Below are 18,121 nucleotides of genomic sequence, written 5' to 3' on the forward strand. Positions count from 1 at the left end.
AAGGGGCTAAAAAGCACCCCTTCCCGGCAAGACCGTTCTCTCGCCAAGAAGGGGTTGGGCGTGGCGCTTACCCCCCTCTCTTATCGTCCCCGGGCGTTTCCCCCGCCCGGGCCGGCCTTGGCACCAGCCCCGCCCGCATCCGGCCATGGAACGGAAGGGGCGGGAGGTTGCCGCGGTTTCGCAGGGCCGTACCCTCCACCGCTCTGGATAAGAGAACGGGCTGGTTTTCGCCGCGCCCCGGCGCGGTTAGGGGATAGTGTAGAAACCCCCCGCGCCGCCGTCAATACCCCGTAGAATGCCCCCATGCGGCCGGACCTTTCCCAGGTGCCTGGGGTCTTGGGGGAGATCGCCCGGGCGCGGGCCCGGGAGGTGGTCCCCTACCCCTTGCCTGCGCCCCCTCCCGTGCCCTCCTTCCGCGAGGCCCTAAGGGGAGGAGGCCTTGCCCTCATCGCCGAGGTGAAGCGGGCAAGCCCTTCGGAGGGGCCTATACGGCAGGTGGACGCCGTGGAGGCGGCCAAGGCCTATGCGGCGGGGGGTGCCCGGGCCATCAGCGTCCTCACCGAGCCCCACCGCTTCGGGGGGAGCCTTGCCGACCTTGTGCGGGTGCGGGAGGCGGTAGCGCTTCCCCTTCTCCGCAAGGACTTCGTGGTGGACCCCTTCATGCTGGAGGAGGCCCGGGCCTTTGGGGCGAGCGCCGCCCTCCTCATCGTGGCCCTCCTCGGGGAAGGCACGGGGGCCTACCTGGAGGAGGCGAGGCGGCTTGGCCTCGAGGCCCTGGTGGAGGTGCACACGGAAAGGGAACTGGAGCTGGCCCTCGAGGCCGGGGCCGAGGTCATCGGCATCAACAACCGCGACCTCGCCACCCTCCGCGTGGACCTGGACACCGCGCCCCGCCTGGGTCGGCTGGCGCGCAAGCGGGGGTTTTCGGGGGTCCTGGTGGCCGAGTCCGGGTATTCCCGCAAAGAGGAGCTAAAGGCCCTAAAGGGGATGTTTGATGCCGTCCTCGTGGGTACCGGCCTCATGCGGCGCGCGGATTTGGCGGCTGCGGTGCGGGAGCTTGTAGGATAGGGCCATGCGGCTCATCCCCGCCGTGGACCTAAAGGGCGGCCGGGCGGTGCGCCTTCGCGAGGGGGACCCCTCGCAGGAGACCGCCTACGGGGATCCCGTGGAGGCCGCCCGGCGCTTTCAGGAGGAGGGGGCCACCTTTCTCCACCTGGTGGACCTGGACCGGGCCTTAGGCACCGGGGACAACCGCGAGGCCGTGCGCCGGGTGGCGGGGGCCCTCTCCATCCCCTTCCAGCTCGCCGGGGGAATCCGCTCCCTGGAGGCGCTAAAGGAGGCCCTCTCCCTGGGGGCCCGCCGGGTGGTGGTGGGCACGGTGGCGGTGAAGGACTTGCCCCTGCTGGAAGCGATGCTTTTGGAGGCGGGCCCCGAGCGCCTGGCCGTGGCCCTGGACGCCCGGGGCCTCGAGGTGAGGGTTGCGGGCTGGCAGGAGGCCGCCCCGGTTTCCGCCCTGGACCTCCTTAGGACCTGGGCGGCCTTGGGGGTCCGCACCGTCCTCTACACCGACGTGCGCCGGGACGGGACCCTTGCGGGTTTGGACCTGGAGGTGGTGGCCCGGGTGCGGGAGGCCTGGCCCCACGAGCTTCTCGCCGGAGGGGGGATCGCGGGGCTTGAGGACCTCCTCGCCCTGAAGCGGCTTGGGGTGGAGGGGGCCGTGTTGGGTAGGGCCCTCTACGAGGGACGGGTCCGGCTAAGCGAAGCCTTGGAGGTGGTATGAAGTTGGTGCAGTGGGTTTTCCTCTTGGTGAGCCTCGGGGTGGCGGGGGTGGGGCTCTACCTCTACTACGCCTACCCCTTTCTGGCCCTTCCTTCCCCTTGGGGCCCCGTGCCCCTCTATGGCCTCCTTCCTGGGGCTTACCTTCTGGGCCTTCTCGTGGGGGGGGCCTTCGCCTTGGCCCTTTGGCTAAGGGGGGTGGGGGAGAGGCGGGGGCTCCTTCGCGAGGTGCGGCGGCTCCAGGGAGAGGTGCAGGCCCTCAGGCAGGCGCGCATTGAGGAGATCCCCCGGATCCCTGACCGCGAGCCCGAGGGGCCCGCTTGACCTATGGACCGGGTGCGCTGGCGGCTTCTTCCCCTGCCTCCCCTTTCCGAGTGGCGGGGGGTGATGGCGGCCCTCGGGGTGGGGCCGGAGGCGGCCCTGGCCTACTGGCACCGGGGGGTGCGGCGGCCGGAGGACCTGGACCCGCCCCTCCGCCTCCTTCCCCTCTTGGGCCTCGAGGGGGCCGTAGACCTGCTAGTGAAGGCCCTGAAGGAGGGGAAGCGCATCCGCATCCACGGGGACTACGACGCGGACGGCCTCACGGGCACGGCCCTTCTCCTGAGGGGGCTTAGGGCCTTGGGGGCCGAGGTCCACCCCTTCATCCCCCACCGCCTCGAGGAGGGCTACGGCGTCTTAAGGGAGCGCCTTCCCGAACACGCCGAGGGGTGCGACCTCTTCCTCACCGTGGACTGCGGCATCACCAACCACGCGGAGCTTGGGGAGCTTCTGGAAAGCGGGGTGGAGGTCCTGGTGACCGACCACCACACCCCCAAGGACACGCCCCCACCGGGGGTGGTCCTCCACCCCGCCTACACTCCGGGCCTGGGGGAGCACCCCACGGGGGCGGGGGTGGCCTTTCTCCTCCTCTGGGCGCTCCATGAAAGGCTTTCCCTCCCACCTCCCCTGGAGTACGCCGACCTGGCGGCGGTGGGCACCATCGCCGACGTGGCGCCCCTTTGGGGCTGGAACCGGGCCCTGGTCCGGGAGGGCCTCGCCCGGCTTCCGGCCTCCTCCTGGGTGGGCCTGAGGCTTTTGGCCGAGGCCGTGGGGTACACGGGAAAGGCCGTGGAGGTGGCCTTCCGCATCGCCCCCCGCCTCAACGCCGCAAGCCGCCTCGGGGAGGCGGAGAAGGCCTTAAGACTCCTCCTCACCGACGACGAGGCCGAGGCGCGGGCGCTGGTGGAGGAACTTTCCCGCTTAAACGCCCGCCGCCAGGCCATAGAGGAGGAGATGCTCCGCCGCCTCCTGCCCCAGGCGGACCCGGAGGCGAAGGCCATCGTCCTCCACGACCCCGAGGGGCACCCGGGGGTGATGGGGATCGTGGCGAGCCGCATCCTGGAGGCCACGCTCCGGCCCGTCTTCCTGGTGGCCCAGGGCAAGGGAACGGTGCGGAGCCTTGCCCCCGTCAGCGCCGTAGAGGCCCTGAAGAGCGTGGAGGACCTCCTCCTCCGCTACGGAGGGCATAGGGAGGCGGCGGGCTTCGCCCTGGACGAGGCCCGGTTCCCCAAGCTCAAGGAGCGCCTCCTGGCCTATGCCGCCCGTTTCCCCGACCCCTTCCTGGAGGTGCCTCTCCTCACCCCCTTGCCCCCCCTTTCCCTCCTGCCCGGGGTCTACCGGGAGCTTGCGGCCCTCGAGCCCTATGGGGCAGGAAACCCCGAGCCCCTCTTCCTCCTCTCCGGGTCCCCCGAGGAGGTCCGCACCCTCGGGGAGGGCCGGCATCTCGCCTTCCGCCTGGAGGGGGTGCGGGTGGTGGCCTGGCGCCAGGGGGAAAGGGAACTGCCCAAGGAGGTGGAGGTGGCGGGCATCCTCACGGAAAACGCCTGGAACGGCTCCCTTTCCTACGAGGTGCAGGCGGCGGGCCTCCGGGAAAGGGGGGAGCTTCTTGGAGGCGTGGAGCCCTTCGCTTTTCCCCTACCCTTACCTGAGGCCCTGGCCCGGGCCTGCTTGGGGGAGGGGGTGTACATTCCCGAGGACAATCCAGAGGGCCTGGCCTACGCCCGAAAGAAGGGTTTCCGCCTTCTCCCCCCGGAGGAGGCCTCCCTTTGGCTCGGCCTGCCCCCGTACCGGGTGGCGGTGGGGCGGGTGGACGTGGCCCTGGGTCGGGAGGCCCGGGCCCGGCTTTCCTCCCCCCCCGTCCTCCCCACCCCGGGGGTAGACGTGGCGCGGCTCAAGGCCCTTATAGGGCGGCGCCTCCTCCTGGCCTACGAGAGGCGGCACCCGGGGCTATTCAGCGAGGCCCTCCTCGCCTACTGGGAGGTGGTGGGTGTACAAGAGCCCGCGGGAAGCCCATGAGGCCCGGATCTACACCGGGGCCTACCGCGTCTACGGGATGATCTACCTGGTGCCCGGCGCGGGCACCGCGGACCTCCTCAACGCCGACAGGGCCTACCTGCCCGTGACCGGCGCCTTGGTCTACACCCCAGGGTTCCGCCATCCCCCCGGGGTGGGGGAGCTCAAGGCCAGCACGGGGTTCCTGGCCTTGAGGAAGGAGAGGGTGCAGTGGGTGGTGGGGGGTAGGCCCAGCGAGCCCCGCGCCAGCCCGGTCCTCCTGGAGAAGCGGCGCCTCGCCCTCCTCTTCGGGGACTACCTTTTGGCCGGAGAGCTCCTCCTGCCGCGAGGAGTTAGGCTTTCCGACTTTCTCTCCCAGGCCAAGCCCTTCCAAACCCTCCTGGAGGTGGGCCTCTACCCCTTCCTTCCCGACCGGCCCATCGTGGAGCTAGAGCTCGTGGAGCGCTTCCCCTTCGTCACCGTCAACCTGCGCCTCGCCGAGGGGGTAGCCGAGGCCCCGGGGGAGGGGCAGGACCCGAGGCTCACCCTATTTGGCTGAGGGCCTCCTGGAGCCTCGCCGCCTGCTCCAAGTTCTCCTTAAGCCTCGCCTCCTCGGCCTCCACCACCTCCTTGGGGGCCTTCTCCCGGAAGCCGGGCGAGGCGAGCTTTTTCTGGCTCCGCTCGGCGAGCTCCAAAAGCTCCCTCAGGCGCTTTTCCTGCCGGCGGCGCCACTCCTCCACGTCCAGAAGCCCCTCCAAGGGCATCCTCGCCGTGACCTTGGGCAGGGCCTTCACCAGGGCCTTATCCGGCACCTCGAGGAGGAGCTCGGCCCGGCTCAAGAAGCGGAAGACCTCGAGGTTCTCCCGCACGGGGGCCACCTCGCCCTGGAGGTACACCCGCACCTCCTGGGCCGGGGGAAGCCCGGCTTCCGCCTTTAGGGCCCGCACCGCCGTCACCGTCTGCCGTAGGGCCTCAAAGGCCTCCTCGGCTTCCTCGTCCCTTTCCCCGGGCTCGGGCCAGGCCTCGAGGGCTAGCTCCTCCTTCCCGGTGAGGGCCTGGTAGAGCTCGCTGGTGAGGAAGGGCATCAGGGGGTGGAGGAGCTTGAGGAGGGCGGCGAGGGTTTCCTCCAGGGTCCTTAGGGTGTGGGCGTTTCCGGCCTTTAGGGCGGGCTTGCTGGCCTCGAGGTACCAGTCGCAGAACTCGCTCCAGACGAGCTCGTAGACCTCCCGGGCGGCCTGGGCCAGGTCCAGGGCCTCGTAGAGGGCGGTGATCTCCTGGATGCCCCGGCTTAGGCGGCTACGCATGAAGCGGTCCGCCAGGGTAGGCCGGTCTTCCCTGGCCAAAAAGCCCTCCCGGGAGAGGAGGACGAAGCGGGCGGCGTTGTAGAGCTTGTTGGCGAAGTTCCTGGCCATCTCCAGCCAGCGGAGGTCCAGCCGTATGTCCTGCCCCCCCGTGGCGAGGTAGGTGAGGGCGAAGCGGAGGGCGTCCGCCCCGTAGCGCTCCACCATCTCCAAGGGGTCTATCACGTTCCCCTTGGACTTGGACATCTTCTGGCCCTTCTCGTCCAGCACCAGGCCGTGGAGGAGGACGGTCTTGAAGGGCCTCTCCCCCCGGAAGTGGTAGCCCGAGATCTCCATCCGGGAAACCCAGAGGAAGAGAATATCGTACCCCGTCACCAGGACGTCCCCGGGGTAGAAGGCCTTCAGGTCCTCCGTCTCCTCGGGCCAGCCCAAAGTGGAAAGGGGCCAAAGGGCCGAGGAGAACCAGGTGTCAAAGACGTCCTCGTCGCGCCTTAGGCGTGGGCTCCCGCAGGCCTCGCAGGAGGTGGGGTCTTCCAGGTAGCGCTCAGGGTGCGGCACGTTCACCGCCCCACAGTCCTCGCAGTACCAGGCGGGGATCTGGTGCCCCCACCAGAGCTGCCGGGAGATGTTCCAGTCCCGGACGCCCTCCAGCCAGTCCATGTTCACCTTCTTCCAGCGCTCGGGGACGAAGGCAATATCTCCCCGCCTGAGGCCCTCCAGGACCTCTTCGGCAAGGGGCTTCATCCTGAGCCACCACTGGGGGAACTGGGCGTACTCAATGGGGGTGCCGCAGCGGGAGCAGGTGGCGAGGGCGATGGTGTAGTCCTCCTCCTTCACCAGGTGGCCCGCCTCCCGAAAGAGCTCCACCGCTTTCCGCCGGGCCTCAAACCGGTCCAGGCCCCTTAGGGCCTCGGGGACCCTCTCCCCCTCCATCTTCCCTTCTAGGTTGATGACGGCCACAGGCGTTAGGCCGTGGCGCTCCCCGATCTCGTAGTCCAGGGGGTCGTGGGCCGGGGTGACCTTGAGGGCCCCGGTGCCGAAGTCCTTCTCCACCGCGGGGTCGGCGAGGATGGGGATCCAGACCTCGGTGAGGGGGATGCGGGCCCTTTTGCCGAGGAGGTTCCGGTAGCGCTCGTCCTCAGGGTGGACGGCGATGGCCTGGTCGGCGAAGACCGTTTCAGGGCGCACTGTGGCGATCTCAATGAACCCACCCCCCTCCACCTCATAGCGCAGGGTGTAGAGCTTGCCGGGGGTGGGTTCGGTCTCCACCTCGAGGTCCGAGAGGGTGGTCTCGCACCGGGGGCACCAGTTGACGAGCCGGGGGGCGCGGTAGGCCAGGCCCTCGTGGTAGTAGCGGCAGAAGGCGTAGCGCACCGCCTTGGAGCGCTTCTCGTCCATGGTGAAGGCCTCCCGGCTCCAGTCGGCGCTGGCCCCAAGCCGCTTGAGCTGCTTCAGGATGGTCCCTCCGGATTCCTCCTTCCACTTCCAGACCCTTTCCAAGAACTTCTCCCGCCCCAGGTGGTGACGGGTCTTCCCCTCCTTGAGGAGGAGGCGCTCCACCACCACCTGGGTGGCGATCCCGGCGTGGTCGGTGCCGGGGATCCAGACCGCCTCAAACCCCCGCATCCTCTTGTAGCGGATGAGGGCGTCCTGGAGGCTGTTGTCCAGGGCGTGGCCCATGTGGAGGGAGCCGGTGACGTTGGGGGGCGGCATGAAGATGACGAAGGGGGGCTTGCCGCTTTTGGGATCCGCCACGAAGGGGTTTTGCGCCCACTTCTCCGCCCACCTGGGCTCCACGGTCTTGGGGTCGTAGGCCTTGGGCAGGTCCATGCTACCCTCTACTTTACCCGTAGGCGCTAGGATGGAGCCATGGGCGAGGCGGCCCGGGCGTTGCCCCTAAGCCTTACGGCCTACCTGGAGATGGAGGCCCAAAGCCCCGTGCGCCATGAGCTTGTGGAGGGCGTTCCCTACGCCATGGCCGGGGCCAGCAAGGCCCATAATCTCCTGGTGCAGAACCTGGCTTTCCTCCTCAGGGAGGCGGTCCGAAAGAAGGGGTGCCGCCTCTACACGGAGACCGTGAAGCTAAGGATTTCAGACCGCACCGTCTATTACCCGGACCTCATGGTGGTTTGCCGAAGCCCTTCGCCTCATCCCCTTTACGAGGAGGCCCCTTGTCTGGTGGCGGAGGTGGTTTCCCCCTCCACGGAGCGCCTGGACCGGGGAGAGAAGCGCTGGAACTACCTCTCCCTGCCTTCCCTCGAGGTCTACCTCCTGGTGGGCGCGGCCGAGCCAAGGGTGGAGGTGTACCGCAAGACGGGGGAAGGTGTGGTCCACGAGGTCCACGCCGAGGACCCACTCCTCCTGCCTTGCGTGGACGCCCCCTTGGACCTGGCCGCCCTTTACGAGGGGGTAGAGCTGGAGAGGGCGTAGAGGTAGTACCGCCCCTCCCCCAGGTGGAAAAAGGCCTCCTCGTAGGCCAGGCCTTCTATGGGGGTCCCCTGGGGGATGGGGAGGAGGACCCCGCCCACCCGGACCCCCTCGGGCAGGACCTCCAGGACCCCCTGGGCCACCTCCTGGCTTTCCGCCTCGGGGTCGTTCAAGGGGGTGTAAAGGAGGCGCACCGGGAGCCCTTGGAGGCTATGGAGAACGTTCCTCGGGTCGCTGAAGGGCGCCCGGTGGAGGAGGCGCTCCTCCACCTCGGCCACCTCGCCCAAAAGGGCGTAGCGGTCCAAGGGAAGGAGGGCCCTGCCCCCCTCCAGGAGGGCGAGGAAGCGGGCCCGGTCCTCCTCGGTGAGGAGCACGGGGGCCTTGCCCCGGCCCACCCTGGGGTCTTGGTCCAGGCGCTCTTTCAGAAGCTCTCTCGCGGCGGCCAAGGCCTCCTCCCGGGTTTCATAGAGGCTGTAGGGGTTCACCTTGAAGAGGAGCTCGTAGCCCCTGGGCCCCTGGACGAGCCAGGCCAAGTGAAGTTCAAAGAAGCGCCGCTTCCGCCACTCGGGGTACACGCTCCCCAGTATAGATGAAAACTGTGAGGAAACGCCTTGCCCAAAACTTACCCTTGATATAGCCTAGGCCCGGTATGGCGCTATCCGAAGAGCGGGTCCTCGAGGCCCTGCGCACCGTGATGGACCCCGAGCTCGGCAAGGACCTGGTCTCCCTGGGCATGGTGGGGGAGGTCCGGGTGGAGGGGGGCCGGGTGGACCTCCTGGTGAACCTCACCACCCCGGCCTGCCCCCTCAAGGGGCAGATTGAGGCGGATATAAGGCGGGCCCTCGCCCCTTTGGCGGAGGAGGTCCGGGTGCGCTTCGGGGGGAGCGTGCGCCCCCCCGAGCAGTACCCCATTCCCGGGGTGAAGCACGTGGTGGCGGTGGCCTCGGGCAAGGGGGGGGTGGGGAAGAGCACCGTGGCCGCCAACCTGGCCCTGGCCCTGAGCCTGGAGGGGGCCCGGGTGGGCCTTTTGGACGCCGACCTCTACGGCCCCAGCCAGGCCAAGATGCTCGGGCTGGAGGGAAGGAGGCTCCAGGTGGACGGGAACCGCAAGATCCTCCCCCTCGAGGCCCACGGCCTCAAGGTACTCTCCATGGCCAACCTCGTCCCCCCGGGGCAGGCCTTGGTCTGGCGGGGGCCCATCCTCCACGGCACCCTCAAGCAGTTCCTGGAGGAGGTGAACTGGGGGGAGCTGGACTATTTGGTGGTGGACCTCCCCCCGGGCACCGGGGACGTCCAGCTCTCCCTGGCCCAGCTCACCCGGGTTTCGGGTGGGGTCATCGTCACCACGCCCCAGGAGGTGGCCCTCCTGGACGCGGAGCGGGCGGCGGACATGTTTAAAAAGCTGCAGGTACCCTTGCTCGGCGTCCTGGAGAACATGAGCCACTTCCTCTGCCCCCACTGCGGCAAGCCCACCCCCATTTTCGGGGAAGGGGGCGGGAAGAGGCTCGCCGAGAAGCTCAAGGTGCGCTTCCTGGGGGAGGTACCCCTGACCCTGGCCCTCAGGGAGAGCGGGGACAGGGGCCTCCCCGTGGTGGCCCAGGATCCCGAGGGCCTCGAGGCCCAGGCCTTCCTAAGGGCGGCGCGGGAGCTCGCCGCCGCCTTGAGCGTCCAGGCCTTCCTGACCCTGCCCATGGCCTGACATGCCCCTTCTCCTGGAAGGCACCAAGGAAAGGGTTCTGGAGCTCCTGAGGGCCCGCCCCCTTAGCGCCAAGGAGGTGGCGGACGCCCTGGGCTTGAGCCAGGTGGCCGCGAGGAAACACCTTCAGGACCTGGAGGCCCGGGGCCTGGTGCGCTCGGAGGTGAAGAAGTGCCCAAGCCGGGGCCGCCCCTACCGCCTTTACCGCGCCCAGGACGGGGAAAGCCCCTACGCCGCTCTCTGCGGGGACGTGCTCCGGGGGCTGGAGGAGGCCCTGGGGCGGGAGGGGGTGGTGGCCTTCCTTAGGGAGCGGAACCGGAGCCGCCTCGCCTCCTTGCGCCTCCAGGGCCTTCCCCTTAGGGAGAAGCTGGAGCGCCTGGCGGAAGCCCTGCGCCAGGAGGGCTACGAGGCGGAGGTGGTGGAGGAAGGGGGGCACCTCTACCTATGCCAGAGGCGATGTCCAAGGCTTGCCCTCTCCCGGGAGCACGAGGCCCTTTGCGAAGGCGAGCTTCTGGCGTATGAGGAGCTTCTGGGCCTCCCGCTTGTGCGCGAGGAACGCATCGCCGAGGGGGGAAGCTGCTGCCGCTACCGGGTAGAATAGCGGGGTGTGGGTCTACCGGCTGAAGGGCACCCCCTCTGAGCTGGACCCCATCCTCCCCGAGCTCTTTGACCATGGGGCACGGGGGCTTTGGGAGCGGGAAGGGGAGGTCCTGGCCTACTTCCCCGCCCCTTTGCCCCTTCCCTTTGGGGGGGTGTGGGAGGAGCTGGCCGACGAGGACTGGATGAAGGCTTGGCGGCGGGACCTGAGGCCCGTGTTGGCCCCGCCCTTCGTGGTCCTCGCCCCGTGGCACGCCTTCGCGGAAGAGGGAATCCCCCTTCGCATTGAGCCGGGCATGGCCTTCGGCACCGGGCATCACGAGACCACCCGGCTCGCCCTCACCGCCCTCGCCCGCCATCTCCGCCCCGGGGAGCGGGTCTTGGACCTGGGGACGGGCAGCGGGATCCTGGCCATCGCCGCGGAGAAGCTCGGGGGGAGGGCCGTGGGCGTGGACCTAGACCCCTCGGTCCTCCCCCAGGCGGAGGCCAACGCCCTAAGGAACGGGGTGCGTCCCCTCTTCCTGGAGGGGAGCCTCGAGGCCGCCCGCCCTTTCGGGCCCTTCCACCTCCTGGTGGCGAACCTCTTCGCCGAGCTCCACGTGCGCCTCGCCCCCGCCTACCGGGAGGCCCTCCTCCCCGGGGGCAGGCTCCTCCTCACCGGCATCCTCCAGGAGAAGGCCCCCGGGGTGCGGGAGGCCCTCGAGGGGGCGGGGTTCAGCCCCCTGGAGGAGCGGGCGGAGGGGGAGTGGGTCCTCCTCGCCTACCGGAGGTAGCGTGCGCCCCCACCGCGCCTATAGCCCTGGCCTCACTGGGGTCCTCCCTTTGGCGGAGGGCCGCCACCTGGTGGAGGTTCTGAGGGCCCGGGTGGGGGACCGCTTCACCGTGTTTGACGCCCAAAGGGAGGCCCTGGCCGAGGTGGTGGACCTGGGCCCCCCGGTGCGCTACCGCATCCTGGAGGAACGGAGGCCCGAGCGGGAGGTGGGGGTGGAGGTGGTCCTCTACATGGCCCTCCTCAAGGGGGATAAGCTTGCCGAGGTGGTGCGGATGGCCACGGAACTGGGGGCTACCCGGATCCAGCCCCTCATTACCCGGCATTCCGTCCCCAAGGAGATGGGGGAGGGGAAGCTCAGGCGCCTTAGGGCCATCGCCCTCGAGGCGGCGAAGCAGTCGGGGAGGGTGGTGGTCCCCGAGGTCCTCCCCCCCATTCCCCTGGAGGCGGTGCCCGGGGTGGCCCAGGGCCTGGTGGCCCACGTGGGGGCGAGGGCCCGGGTGCGGGAGGTCCTGGACCCGGGAAGGCCCCTGGCCCTCGCCGTGGGGCCGGAGGGCGGGTTCGCCGAGGAGGAGGTGGCCCTCCTCGAGGGGCGGGGCTTCACCCCTGTGAGCCTGGGGCGGCGGATCCTCCGGGCCGAGACCGCAGCCCTTGCCCTCCTCGCCCTCTGCACCGCCGGGGAGGGGCGATGAGGCCGCCCCGCTCGGAGGGCCTGGGAAGGCGTTGGGGCCTCGCCCTTCTCGCCCTCTTCCTCGGGGCCTGCCGCTTCACCTTTTTGCCCCTGGACCCCGGAACCCCCCCTCCGCCCGAAAGGCCCTTCGTGGTGGCCCGCCTAGCGCCCGAGGGAGGGGAGGCCCGGCTTTCCCTCAGGGTGGAGCGGCTTTCTGGGCCGGGCTACCTCCACCTCCAGTGGTTTCGGGGGGAGCGTCTCCTCCTGGAGAAGGCCCTCTTTTTGGAAGGCCCCGGTCTCTACCAGGTCCGCTTTCCCCTGGGCGAGGGCTACCACCGCCTGGTCGGGCTCTGGGGGGGGAGGCCCCTCTTCCAGCTGGACCTGGGGAGCCCCTCCCTACCGGATCCCGATAAGGTAGAGGACCAGGGGGATCGTTAGGAAGGCCAGGAAGGTGGAGGCCACCACGCTCCTGGCTACGCGGCCCGCGTCGCCGCCAAACTCCCGGGTGAGGAGGAAGGCGTTCACCGCCACGGGGGTGGCGGACTGGAGGACCAGGACCTGGTGCTCAAGCCGGGGGAGGCCCAGAAGGAGCCCCACCCCGTAGGCCACCAGGGGAGCGAGGAGGAGCCTCAGGGCGCTCGCCGTAGCCTCAAAGGCCCCTACCCGGAAGGGGGTCTTCGCCATCTGCATCCCCAGGGTGAGGAGGAGCACGGGGATCGCCGCCTGGCCCACGAGCCTCACCCCCTCCTCCAGGCGGAGGGGGGGGTCCATGCCCGTGGCCTTGAGGAGGAGGCCCAGAAGGAGGGCGTAGAAGAGGGGGAGGCGGAGGGTGAAGAGAACGCCCTCCTTCAGGCCTCCTCCTCGGAGGAAGGCCGGGCCCAGGCCGAACATGGCCACGCTGGAGAGGAGGAAGTAGACCACAGCCCGCCTGAGCCCTTCCTCTCCCAGGGCGAAAAGGGTGAGGGAGAGGCCCATGTTGCCGGAGTTGGGGAAGAGGCTGCAAACGAGAAGCCCCTTGGTGGCCTCCGGGGGCAGCCTAAAAAGCCTTCCCGCCCCCAGGATTCCCAGGTAGAGGAGAAGGTAGGTGAGCGTATAGCCCAAGGCGAGCCCCAGGAGGCCTTCCCGGGTGTAGGTCGCCCGGTACACGCTGTCCAGGATCAGGGCCGGCACCAGCAGGTAGACGGTGAGGCGGGAGAGGGTGCCGAGGTCCATCGCCATCCGCCTGCCCGCCACAAACCCGGCGTAGACCACCAGGGCCACGGGCCCCACGGTGTTGAGGAGGGCCTCCATGTGGGGCATTCTAGGGGTATGCCCACCTATCTGGAGCTTTCCGAGGCCATAAGGCAGGTCCTTCTGGGGGAGGCGGTGGCCCCCAGGCGGCAGGTTCTCCCCATTCCCGGGGGAAGTTTCCTGGTGATGCCCGCCGCCGACTCTGAGTGGGCGGTGTGCAAGCTGGTGACGGTGGAGCCGGGGAGGACGCCCGCCGTCCGCGCCGAGGTCTGGGCCAGGAGGCTCGCCACCGGGGAGGTCTTCCGCCTGCCCGGGGAGGAGATCACGAGGAGGCGCACCGCCGCCCTTTCCCTCCTCGCCGCCCACCTCCTCGCCCCGAGGCGGGAGGGGGCCCTCCTCCTGGTGGGGCCCGGGGCCCAGGGGGAGGCCCACCTCGAGGCCTTCGCCGAGGCCTTTCCCCTGACCCGGGTCCTGGTGCGGGGAAGGGGAAAGGAGCGGGTGGAGGCCCTCTTGGAAAGGGCCCAGGGGATGGGCCTGGCGGCCGAGGCGTGGGCGGGGGAGGAGGTACCCGGGGACGTGGCCTTCGTGGTCACCGCCACCCCGAGCCCTACCCCCGTCCTCCCCGGGCGCCTGCCCGAGGGGGTCTTCCTGGCGGCGGTGGGTTCCTTCCGCCCGGACATGCGGGAGGTGCCCGAGAGCCTGGTGCGGGAGGCCGCCCTTTACTGCGACACCGAGGACGCCCTCCTCGAGGCCGGGGAGCTCCAGGGGGTGGGGAGGCCCGTGGTGACCCTGCGGGAGGCCCTTTTGGGCCGGAGGAGCGAGGGGCGGTTCGTCCTCTTCAAGAGCGTGGGCCACGCCCTCTTTGACCTGGCGGCGGTACGGGCCTACCTGGGGTCTTCCCCAGATTAGCCCTTCACCGATCCCGCCAGGAGGCCCCTGAGGAAGTACCGCCCCAGCAGGATGTACACCAAAAGGGTGGGCAGGGCCGCCAGGATGGCCCCGGCCATGGGCAGGTTCCACTTCACGGCCTCCCCCCCGGCGAGCTGGGCCAAGGCCACGGTGATGGGCTGGCTTTCGGGCCGGGTGAGGGTCACGGCGAAGAGAAACTCGTTCCAGATCTGCGTGAACTGCCAGATGGCCACCACCACGAAGGCGGGGGCGGAAAGGGGCAGGATCACGCGGCGGAAGACGCCGAAAAACCCCGCCCCATCAATCCGAGCGGCCTCCACCAGCTCGTCCGGGATCTCGCTGTAGTAATTTTTGAAGATTAGGGTGACGATGGGGATGCCATAGACCACGTGGACCAGGACGAGGCCGGAAAGGGTTCCGTAGAGCCCGATGGCCTTGACGAAGTGGAACAGGGGGATGAGGACGCTCTGGTAGGGAATGAACATCCCAAAGAGCATGAGAGCGAAGAGGAGGCCCGACCCCCTGAAGGGCCACTTGGCGAGGACGTACCCGTTCAGTGCCCCCACCAAAGCGGAGAGGCAGGTAGCAGACAGGGCGAGGACCAGGCTGTTTTGGAACTTGGGCCGGAAGGCTTCCCAGGCGATACGAAAGCTCTCCCAGTAAGGGGGGGACGGCCAGCGCCACACCGTGTCCAGGGTGATCTGGGCGGGTTCCTTGAGGGCGGTGAGGACCACGAGGTAGACGGGCAGGAGGAAGAAGAGGGTGGCCAGGAGGAGGAAGCCGTACAGGAGGACCCGCCCCATCAGCGCCGCACCTCCCGCCGGAGCTGGCTTGCCAGGTAGGGGATCACCACTACCGCCACCAGGAGGAGGAGGAGGATGCCGATGGCGGCGCCCTTGGCGAACTGGTTCCCCCGGAAGGCCAGGAGGTACATGTAGATGGCAGGCACGTCCGTGGGGGCGTAGTCCAGGCCGGCCATAGCGAAGACGAGGTCAAAGATCTTGAGGGCGATATGCCCCAGGACGATCATGGCCGAGAGGGTGATGGGGGCGAGGAGGGGGAAGACCACGTGGCGGTAGGTCTGCCACTCGCTGGCCCCATCCACCTTGGCCGCTTCCAGCACCTCTACGGGAATCCCCCTTAGGCCCGCCAGGTAGAGGGCCATGGTGTACCCGGACATCTGCCACACGGCGGCCAGGATCACCCCCACCAGCGCCAGGCTGAGGCCGTGGGGCTCGGGGTAGGGGAGGAGGTGGACCCGCTGCCCCAGGGTGAGGGCCCAGAGGAGGAGGACCCCTCCGGAGGCCGCGCTCCAAAGGAGGCGCCTTCGCTCCCCCTCCCGGTAGGCCCGCCAGGCCACGTGGAGGAGGACCAGGCCCACCACCAGCGCGGTGTAGAGGGGGAGCCGGTTCCAGTCAAAGACCAGGGCCTGCTCCCGGGTGGTGAGCCAGGGGAAGCTGAGGGGGGGCAGGCCGAAGAGGGTGGGCAGGACGTTCACCCCCCCCTGGGGCTGGAGGAGCCAACGCCAGATGGTTCCTGTGACCACGAAGGATAGGGCCATGGGGAAGAGGAAGACCGTGCGGAAGAAGCCCTCTCCCTTGGGGCCTCGGTCTAGGGCCAGGGCGAGGAGGAGGCCGAGGCCCAGGCTTCCCGCCATGAAGAACAGGGTGAAGAAGAGGAGGTTGATGGCGCTTTGGCGGAAGCGCACGTCCACGAACCCCGTGAAGAGCTCCCGGTAGTTCTCCAGGCCCAGGAAGCGGAGCTTGGGGTGGAGGGCCAGGGCCTGGGCGGGGTCTTTCCCCCAGTCGGTGAGGGAGACCCAGAGGTTCTGCCCGATGAAGCCGTAGACGAAGATCCCCACCGCCAGGAGCGAGGGGAGGAGGACCAGAAAGGCCGTGATCCGGTCGCGCATCCTTCCTCCGGGAAAAAGCCCGTGGGGGCCACCGCCCCCACGGGCGTTGCTCGCTTAGCGCCCGAGGCCCACCTGGCTGGCAATGGCCTGGGCGGCGTTCGCCGCCGCCTGGGGGCTCTTGGTCTGCTGGAAGATCTCCATCACGGTGCCGAACTGGCTCATGAAGCTTTCCGGAGCCACAGCCCCGTGGACCAGGGAGCCCACGATGCGGTTAGACTTCCAGTCCTTCATCGCCGCCTGACCGTAGGCGTTGTACTTGGCGGGGTCGGAGTCCAGCCGGGCGGCAATGGAGCCTTTGAGGGGGTTGAAGGTGTCCTGCCCCTCCTTGGAGCCCACGAGCTTAAGCCAATTGAGGGCGTTCTGGCGGTTCTTGGCCCCCTTGGGCAGGCCAAAGGAGTCGGAGAGCATCATGAACACTCCCTGGGTGCCGGGGGAGGGAGCCCAGGCGAAGTCCGCACCGGGCTTTAGCTTCAGTGTGGTGGTCATGTAGCCCGCGGCCCAGTCCCCCATGATGTTGAAGGCGGCCTGCCCTTGGACCACCCGGTCCACCGCCTGCTGCCAGGAAAGCCCGGCGGCGTCCTTGTTGGCGCAGTCCAGCACCTTGCCGAAGGTCTCCCAAACGGCCACCGCCTTGGGATCGGTGAACTTTAGCTTGCCCTTCCAGAGGTTGTTCCACCCCTCCGGGCCGAGGAGGCCCAGGGCCACGCTTTCCCAGAGGTGCTGTTGCGTCCAGTTCTCCCCCAAGGCCAGGGGGGCCTGGAGCCCCTTGGCCTTCAGGGTCTGGCAGGTGGCCAGGAACTCGGCCCAAGTCTTGGGCGGCGCGACCCCCCACTCCTTGAGCTTGGCCGGGAGGTACCACATGACGTTGGAGCGGTGGATGTTCACGGGCACGCTCCAGATGCCTCCCCTATAGGAGATGAGGTCCAAAAGCCCCTTGGGGAAGGCCTGGAGCCAGCCTTCCTGCCGGAAAAGCGGGGTGAGGTCTTCCATCCGGTCGGCCACCACCCAGGTGCCGATGAGCTCCTGGCCGGCGTGGACCTGGAAGGTGTCCGGAGGGTTGCCGCCCAGCATCCGGGTCTTGAGCACCGCCTTGGCGTTGACCCCCGCGCCCCCGGTCACGGTGGCGTTGATCACTTCCACCCCGGGGTACTTCTGCTTGTAGAGCCGGATGAGGGCCTCGAGGGCCGGGCCCTCGTCCCCCGCCCACCAAGAGAAGATCTCCAGCTTGCCCCCTTGGGCCAGGGCGCCAAGCCCCAGGGCCACACCCGCGGCCAAAAGCCACTTCCTCATACCGACCTCCTTTGCGACGTGGGCCTTTGCGCCCACAAGCCGCCCAGCTCAAAGAAACGGGCCAGGAAAAGGCTGGCTCCGCCCACTGCCGGGGCCAGGTGCCCGTAGACCGAGGGCTGCACCGGGAGGGCCCGGTGGGCCTCGAGGAAGGCGTGGGCTTCCAGGGAGCGGCGGAGGGGGGCCTCCAGGTAGGGGAAGAGCTCCGCCGCCTTGCCCCCCACCACCACCCGGGCGGGGTCGTAGGCCACGGCCAGGTTGGCCAGAAAGCGGCCCAGGGCCTCCCCCAGCTGGGCCAGGGCCCGAAGGGTCAGGGGGTCGCCCCGGCGGGCCCGGGCGAGGAGGGCCTTTAGGTCCCCCGCCCCGCCTCCCCGGGCGGCCAGCAGGGAGCCGAGGCCGAGCTCGGTCTCCAGGCAGCCTGGCCTTCCGCAAGCGCACGGCCTCGCCCCCTCCCCCAGCCAGTGGCCCACCTCCCCCGCGGCCCCATTGGCCCCGCGCAGGAGCCGGCCCTCCGCCACCACCCCTACGCCCAGCCCCGAGCTCAGCACCACGTAGGCCAGGTGGGTTTCCCCGTGCAGGAAGACCTCGGAGAGGGCACTGGCCTTGGCGTCGTTCTCGGCGAGGAGCGGAAGGGGAAGGCCCGAGGGGGGCGTGAGGTCCAGGTCCTTCCAGCCCAGGTTGGGGGCCAGGAGGAGGCGGCCCTCCACCACCACCCCGGGCAGGGTAAAGCCCAGGCCCAAGGCCCCCTCGGAGAGGGAAAGGGCTTCGCGCAGGAGCCGCCTCAGGCGCTCGCTGAGCCCTGCCTCGGGGGGGTGGGCCCATTCCTTGGCCCAAAGCACCTCCCCCCGCCAGTCCAGGGCCAAAAGCACCGTGCCCTCCACGCCGATCTCCGCGCCCAGGGCGAAGCGGGCCCGGGGACGGAGGTGCAGCAGGGTACCCGGACGGCCCAAGGCGGGGGAGGTAAAGGCCCCTTCCTCTAGGAGGCCCTCCTGGAGGAGCTCGTCCACGAGGCGGCTCACCGCGCTCTTGGCCAGGCCGGTGAGCCGGGAGAGGTCGGCCCGGGTTAGGGGGCCCTTCCGCAGGCCCTCGAGGATGGCCCGGCGGTTCAGCCTGCGGATTTCCTGCGCGTCTCCTTTGCGCACCCCGCCCCCTTTAGTTCGTTCCCAGGACTAAGCAAACCACCACCTTCCCTCCCTGTCAAGCCCCTTGCCCTTTCCGCCCTTTGGCCTTAGCCTTG

Annotated in this window: 19 protein-coding genes and 1 riboswitch; of the genes, 12 read left to right on the forward strand and 7 right to left on the reverse strand. The window is 69.4% G+C overall.

Annotated features, from left to right (window positions below):
• Nucleotides 1–77 precede the first annotated feature (77 nt).
• Nucleotides 78–214: riboswitch (SAM riboswitch) on the reverse strand.
• Between the two features lie 89 nt (nucleotides 215–303).
• The 5 genes from trpC to H531_RS0105070 are packed head-to-tail and all read left to right on the forward strand — an operon-like array spanning nucleotide 304 to nucleotide 4,645.
• Nucleotides 304–1,068: an indole-3-glycerol phosphate synthase TrpC gene (gene trpC, locus H531_RS0105050; protein ID WP_022798276.1), complete on the forward strand. Its 765-nt coding sequence runs from the start codon at nucleotides 304–306 to the stop codon at nucleotides 1,066–1,068.
• Between the two features lie 4 nt (nucleotides 1,069–1,072).
• Complete coding sequence (locus tag H531_RS0105055; RefSeq protein WP_022798277.1) at nucleotides 1,073–1,780, forward strand: 1-(5-phosphoribosyl)-5-[(5-phosphoribosylamino)methylideneamino]imidazole-4-carboxamide isomerase; 708 nt, start codon at nucleotides 1,073–1,075, stop codon at nucleotides 1,778–1,780.
• A complete protein-coding gene (locus H531_RS0105060) occupies nucleotides 1,777–2,100 on the forward strand; it encodes a hypothetical protein (RefSeq protein WP_022798278.1) in 324 nt (107 codons plus the stop codon). Before H531_RS0105055 ends, H531_RS0105060 begins: the two co-directional genes overlap by 4 nt.
• 3 nt (nucleotides 2,101–2,103) lie before the next feature.
• Complete coding sequence (recJ, locus tag H531_RS0105065) at nucleotides 2,104–4,110, forward strand: single-stranded-DNA-specific exonuclease RecJ (RefSeq protein ID WP_022798279.1); 2,007 nt, start codon at nucleotides 2,104–2,106, stop codon at nucleotides 4,108–4,110.
• Nucleotides 4,082–4,645, forward strand: a complete 564-nt coding sequence (locus H531_RS0105070) for a DUF6812 domain-containing protein (protein ID WP_022798280.1) — start codon at nucleotides 4,082–4,084, stop codon at nucleotides 4,643–4,645. Before recJ ends, H531_RS0105070 begins: the two co-directional genes overlap by 29 nt.
• Here the strand turns inward: H531_RS0105070 and H531_RS0105075 are convergent.
• A complete protein-coding gene (locus H531_RS0105075; protein ID WP_022798281.1) occupies nucleotides 4,629–7,217 on the reverse strand; it encodes a valine--tRNA ligase in 2,589 nt (862 codons plus the stop codon). The genes H531_RS0105070 and H531_RS0105075 overlap by 17 nt on opposite strands.
• Before the next feature lie 39 nt (nucleotides 7,218–7,256).
• Here H531_RS0105075 and H531_RS0105080 point away from each other — a divergent pair, with 39 nt between their 5' ends.
• Entirely contained in the window at nucleotides 7,257–7,817 is a 561-nt protein-coding gene (locus tag H531_RS0105080; RefSeq protein ID WP_022798282.1) for a Uma2 family endonuclease, read from the forward strand.
• Here the strand turns inward: H531_RS0105080 and H531_RS0105085 are convergent.
• Nucleotides 7,787–8,389: a hypothetical protein gene (locus tag H531_RS0105085; protein ID WP_022798283.1), complete on the reverse strand. Its 603-nt coding sequence runs from the start codon at nucleotides 8,387–8,389 to the stop codon at nucleotides 7,787–7,789. The two genes, H531_RS0105080 and H531_RS0105085, sit on opposite strands and share 31 nt — an antisense overlap.
• 74 nt (nucleotides 8,390–8,463) lie before the next feature.
• Between H531_RS0105085 and H531_RS0105090 the strand changes: the two genes are divergently transcribed.
• From H531_RS0105090 to H531_RS0105110, 5 genes are read left to right on the forward strand one after another with little or no spacing between them, the layout of a single operon-like run.
• Nucleotides 8,464–9,513 (forward strand): Mrp/NBP35 family ATP-binding protein, encoded by a 1,050-nt coding sequence (locus H531_RS0105090; RefSeq protein WP_022798284.1) that lies wholly within the window; start codon nucleotides 8,464–8,466, stop codon nucleotides 9,511–9,513.
• A 1-nt stretch (nucleotide 9,514) separates the two neighbouring features.
• A complete protein-coding gene (locus H531_RS0105095) occupies nucleotides 9,515–10,111 on the forward strand; it encodes a helix-turn-helix transcriptional regulator (RefSeq protein WP_022798285.1) in 597 nt (198 codons plus the stop codon).
• Between the two features lie 4 nt (nucleotides 10,112–10,115).
• Nucleotides 10,116–10,880: a 50S ribosomal protein L11 methyltransferase gene (locus H531_RS0105100; protein WP_022798286.1), complete on the forward strand. Its 765-nt coding sequence runs from the start codon at nucleotides 10,116–10,118 to the stop codon at nucleotides 10,878–10,880.
• Nucleotide 10,881: 1 nt separating this feature from the next.
• A complete protein-coding gene (locus H531_RS0105105) occupies nucleotides 10,882–11,568 on the forward strand; it encodes a 16S rRNA (uracil(1498)-N(3))-methyltransferase (protein WP_022798287.1) in 687 nt (228 codons plus the stop codon).
• Complete coding sequence (locus H531_RS0105110) at nucleotides 11,565–11,984, forward strand: hypothetical protein (RefSeq protein ID WP_022798288.1); 420 nt, start codon at nucleotides 11,565–11,567, stop codon at nucleotides 11,982–11,984. Before H531_RS0105105 ends, H531_RS0105110 begins: the two co-directional genes overlap by 4 nt.
• Here H531_RS0105110 and H531_RS0105115 read toward each other — a convergent pair.
• Nucleotides 11,943–12,845: an AEC family transporter gene (locus tag H531_RS0105115; protein WP_156860454.1), complete on the reverse strand. Its 903-nt coding sequence runs from the start codon at nucleotides 12,843–12,845 to the stop codon at nucleotides 11,943–11,945. The two genes, H531_RS0105110 and H531_RS0105115, sit on opposite strands and share 42 nt — an antisense overlap.
• A 9-nt stretch (nucleotides 12,846–12,854) precedes the next feature.
• Here H531_RS0105115 and H531_RS0105120 point away from each other — a divergent pair, with 9 nt between their 5' ends.
• The gene (locus H531_RS0105120; protein WP_022798290.1) at nucleotides 12,855–13,685 is read left to right on the forward strand and encodes a Rossmann-fold NAD(P)-binding domain-containing protein; all 831 of its coding nucleotides are present in this window, start codon (nucleotides 12,855–12,857) and stop codon (nucleotides 13,683–13,685) included.
• Here H531_RS0105120 and H531_RS0105125 read toward each other — a convergent pair.
• From H531_RS0105125 to H531_RS13430, 4 genes are read right to left on the reverse strand one after another with little or no spacing between them, the layout of a single operon-like run.
• Nucleotides 13,682–14,488, reverse strand: a complete 807-nt coding sequence (locus H531_RS0105125; protein ID WP_022798291.1) for a carbohydrate ABC transporter permease — start codon at nucleotides 14,486–14,488, stop codon at nucleotides 13,682–13,684. The genes H531_RS0105120 and H531_RS0105125 overlap by 4 nt on opposite strands.
• Entirely contained in the window at nucleotides 14,488–15,597 is a 1,110-nt protein-coding gene (locus H531_RS0105130; RefSeq protein WP_022798292.1) for a carbohydrate ABC transporter permease, read from the reverse strand. The genes H531_RS0105125 and H531_RS0105130 overlap by 1 nt, the downstream gene beginning before the upstream one ends.
• Nucleotides 15,598–15,651: 54 nt before the next feature.
• Nucleotides 15,652–16,887 carry an ABC transporter substrate-binding protein gene (locus H531_RS0105135; RefSeq protein WP_022798293.1) on the reverse strand — a complete coding sequence of 412 codons (1,236 nt, stop codon included), beginning with the start codon at nucleotides 16,885–16,887 and terminating at the stop codon, nucleotides 15,652–15,654.
• The gene (locus H531_RS13430; protein WP_022798294.1) at nucleotides 16,884–18,026 is read right to left on the reverse strand and encodes an ROK family transcriptional regulator; all 1,143 of its coding nucleotides are present in this window, start codon (nucleotides 18,024–18,026) and stop codon (nucleotides 16,884–16,886) included. Before H531_RS13430 ends, H531_RS0105135 begins: the two co-directional genes overlap by 4 nt.
• Nucleotides 18,027–18,121: the final 95 nt, after the last annotated feature.

It is taken from the genome of Thermus islandicus DSM 21543 (genome assembly GCF_000421625.1).
GTDB lineage: Bacteria > Deinococcota > Deinococci > Deinococcales > Thermaceae > Thermus > Thermus islandicus.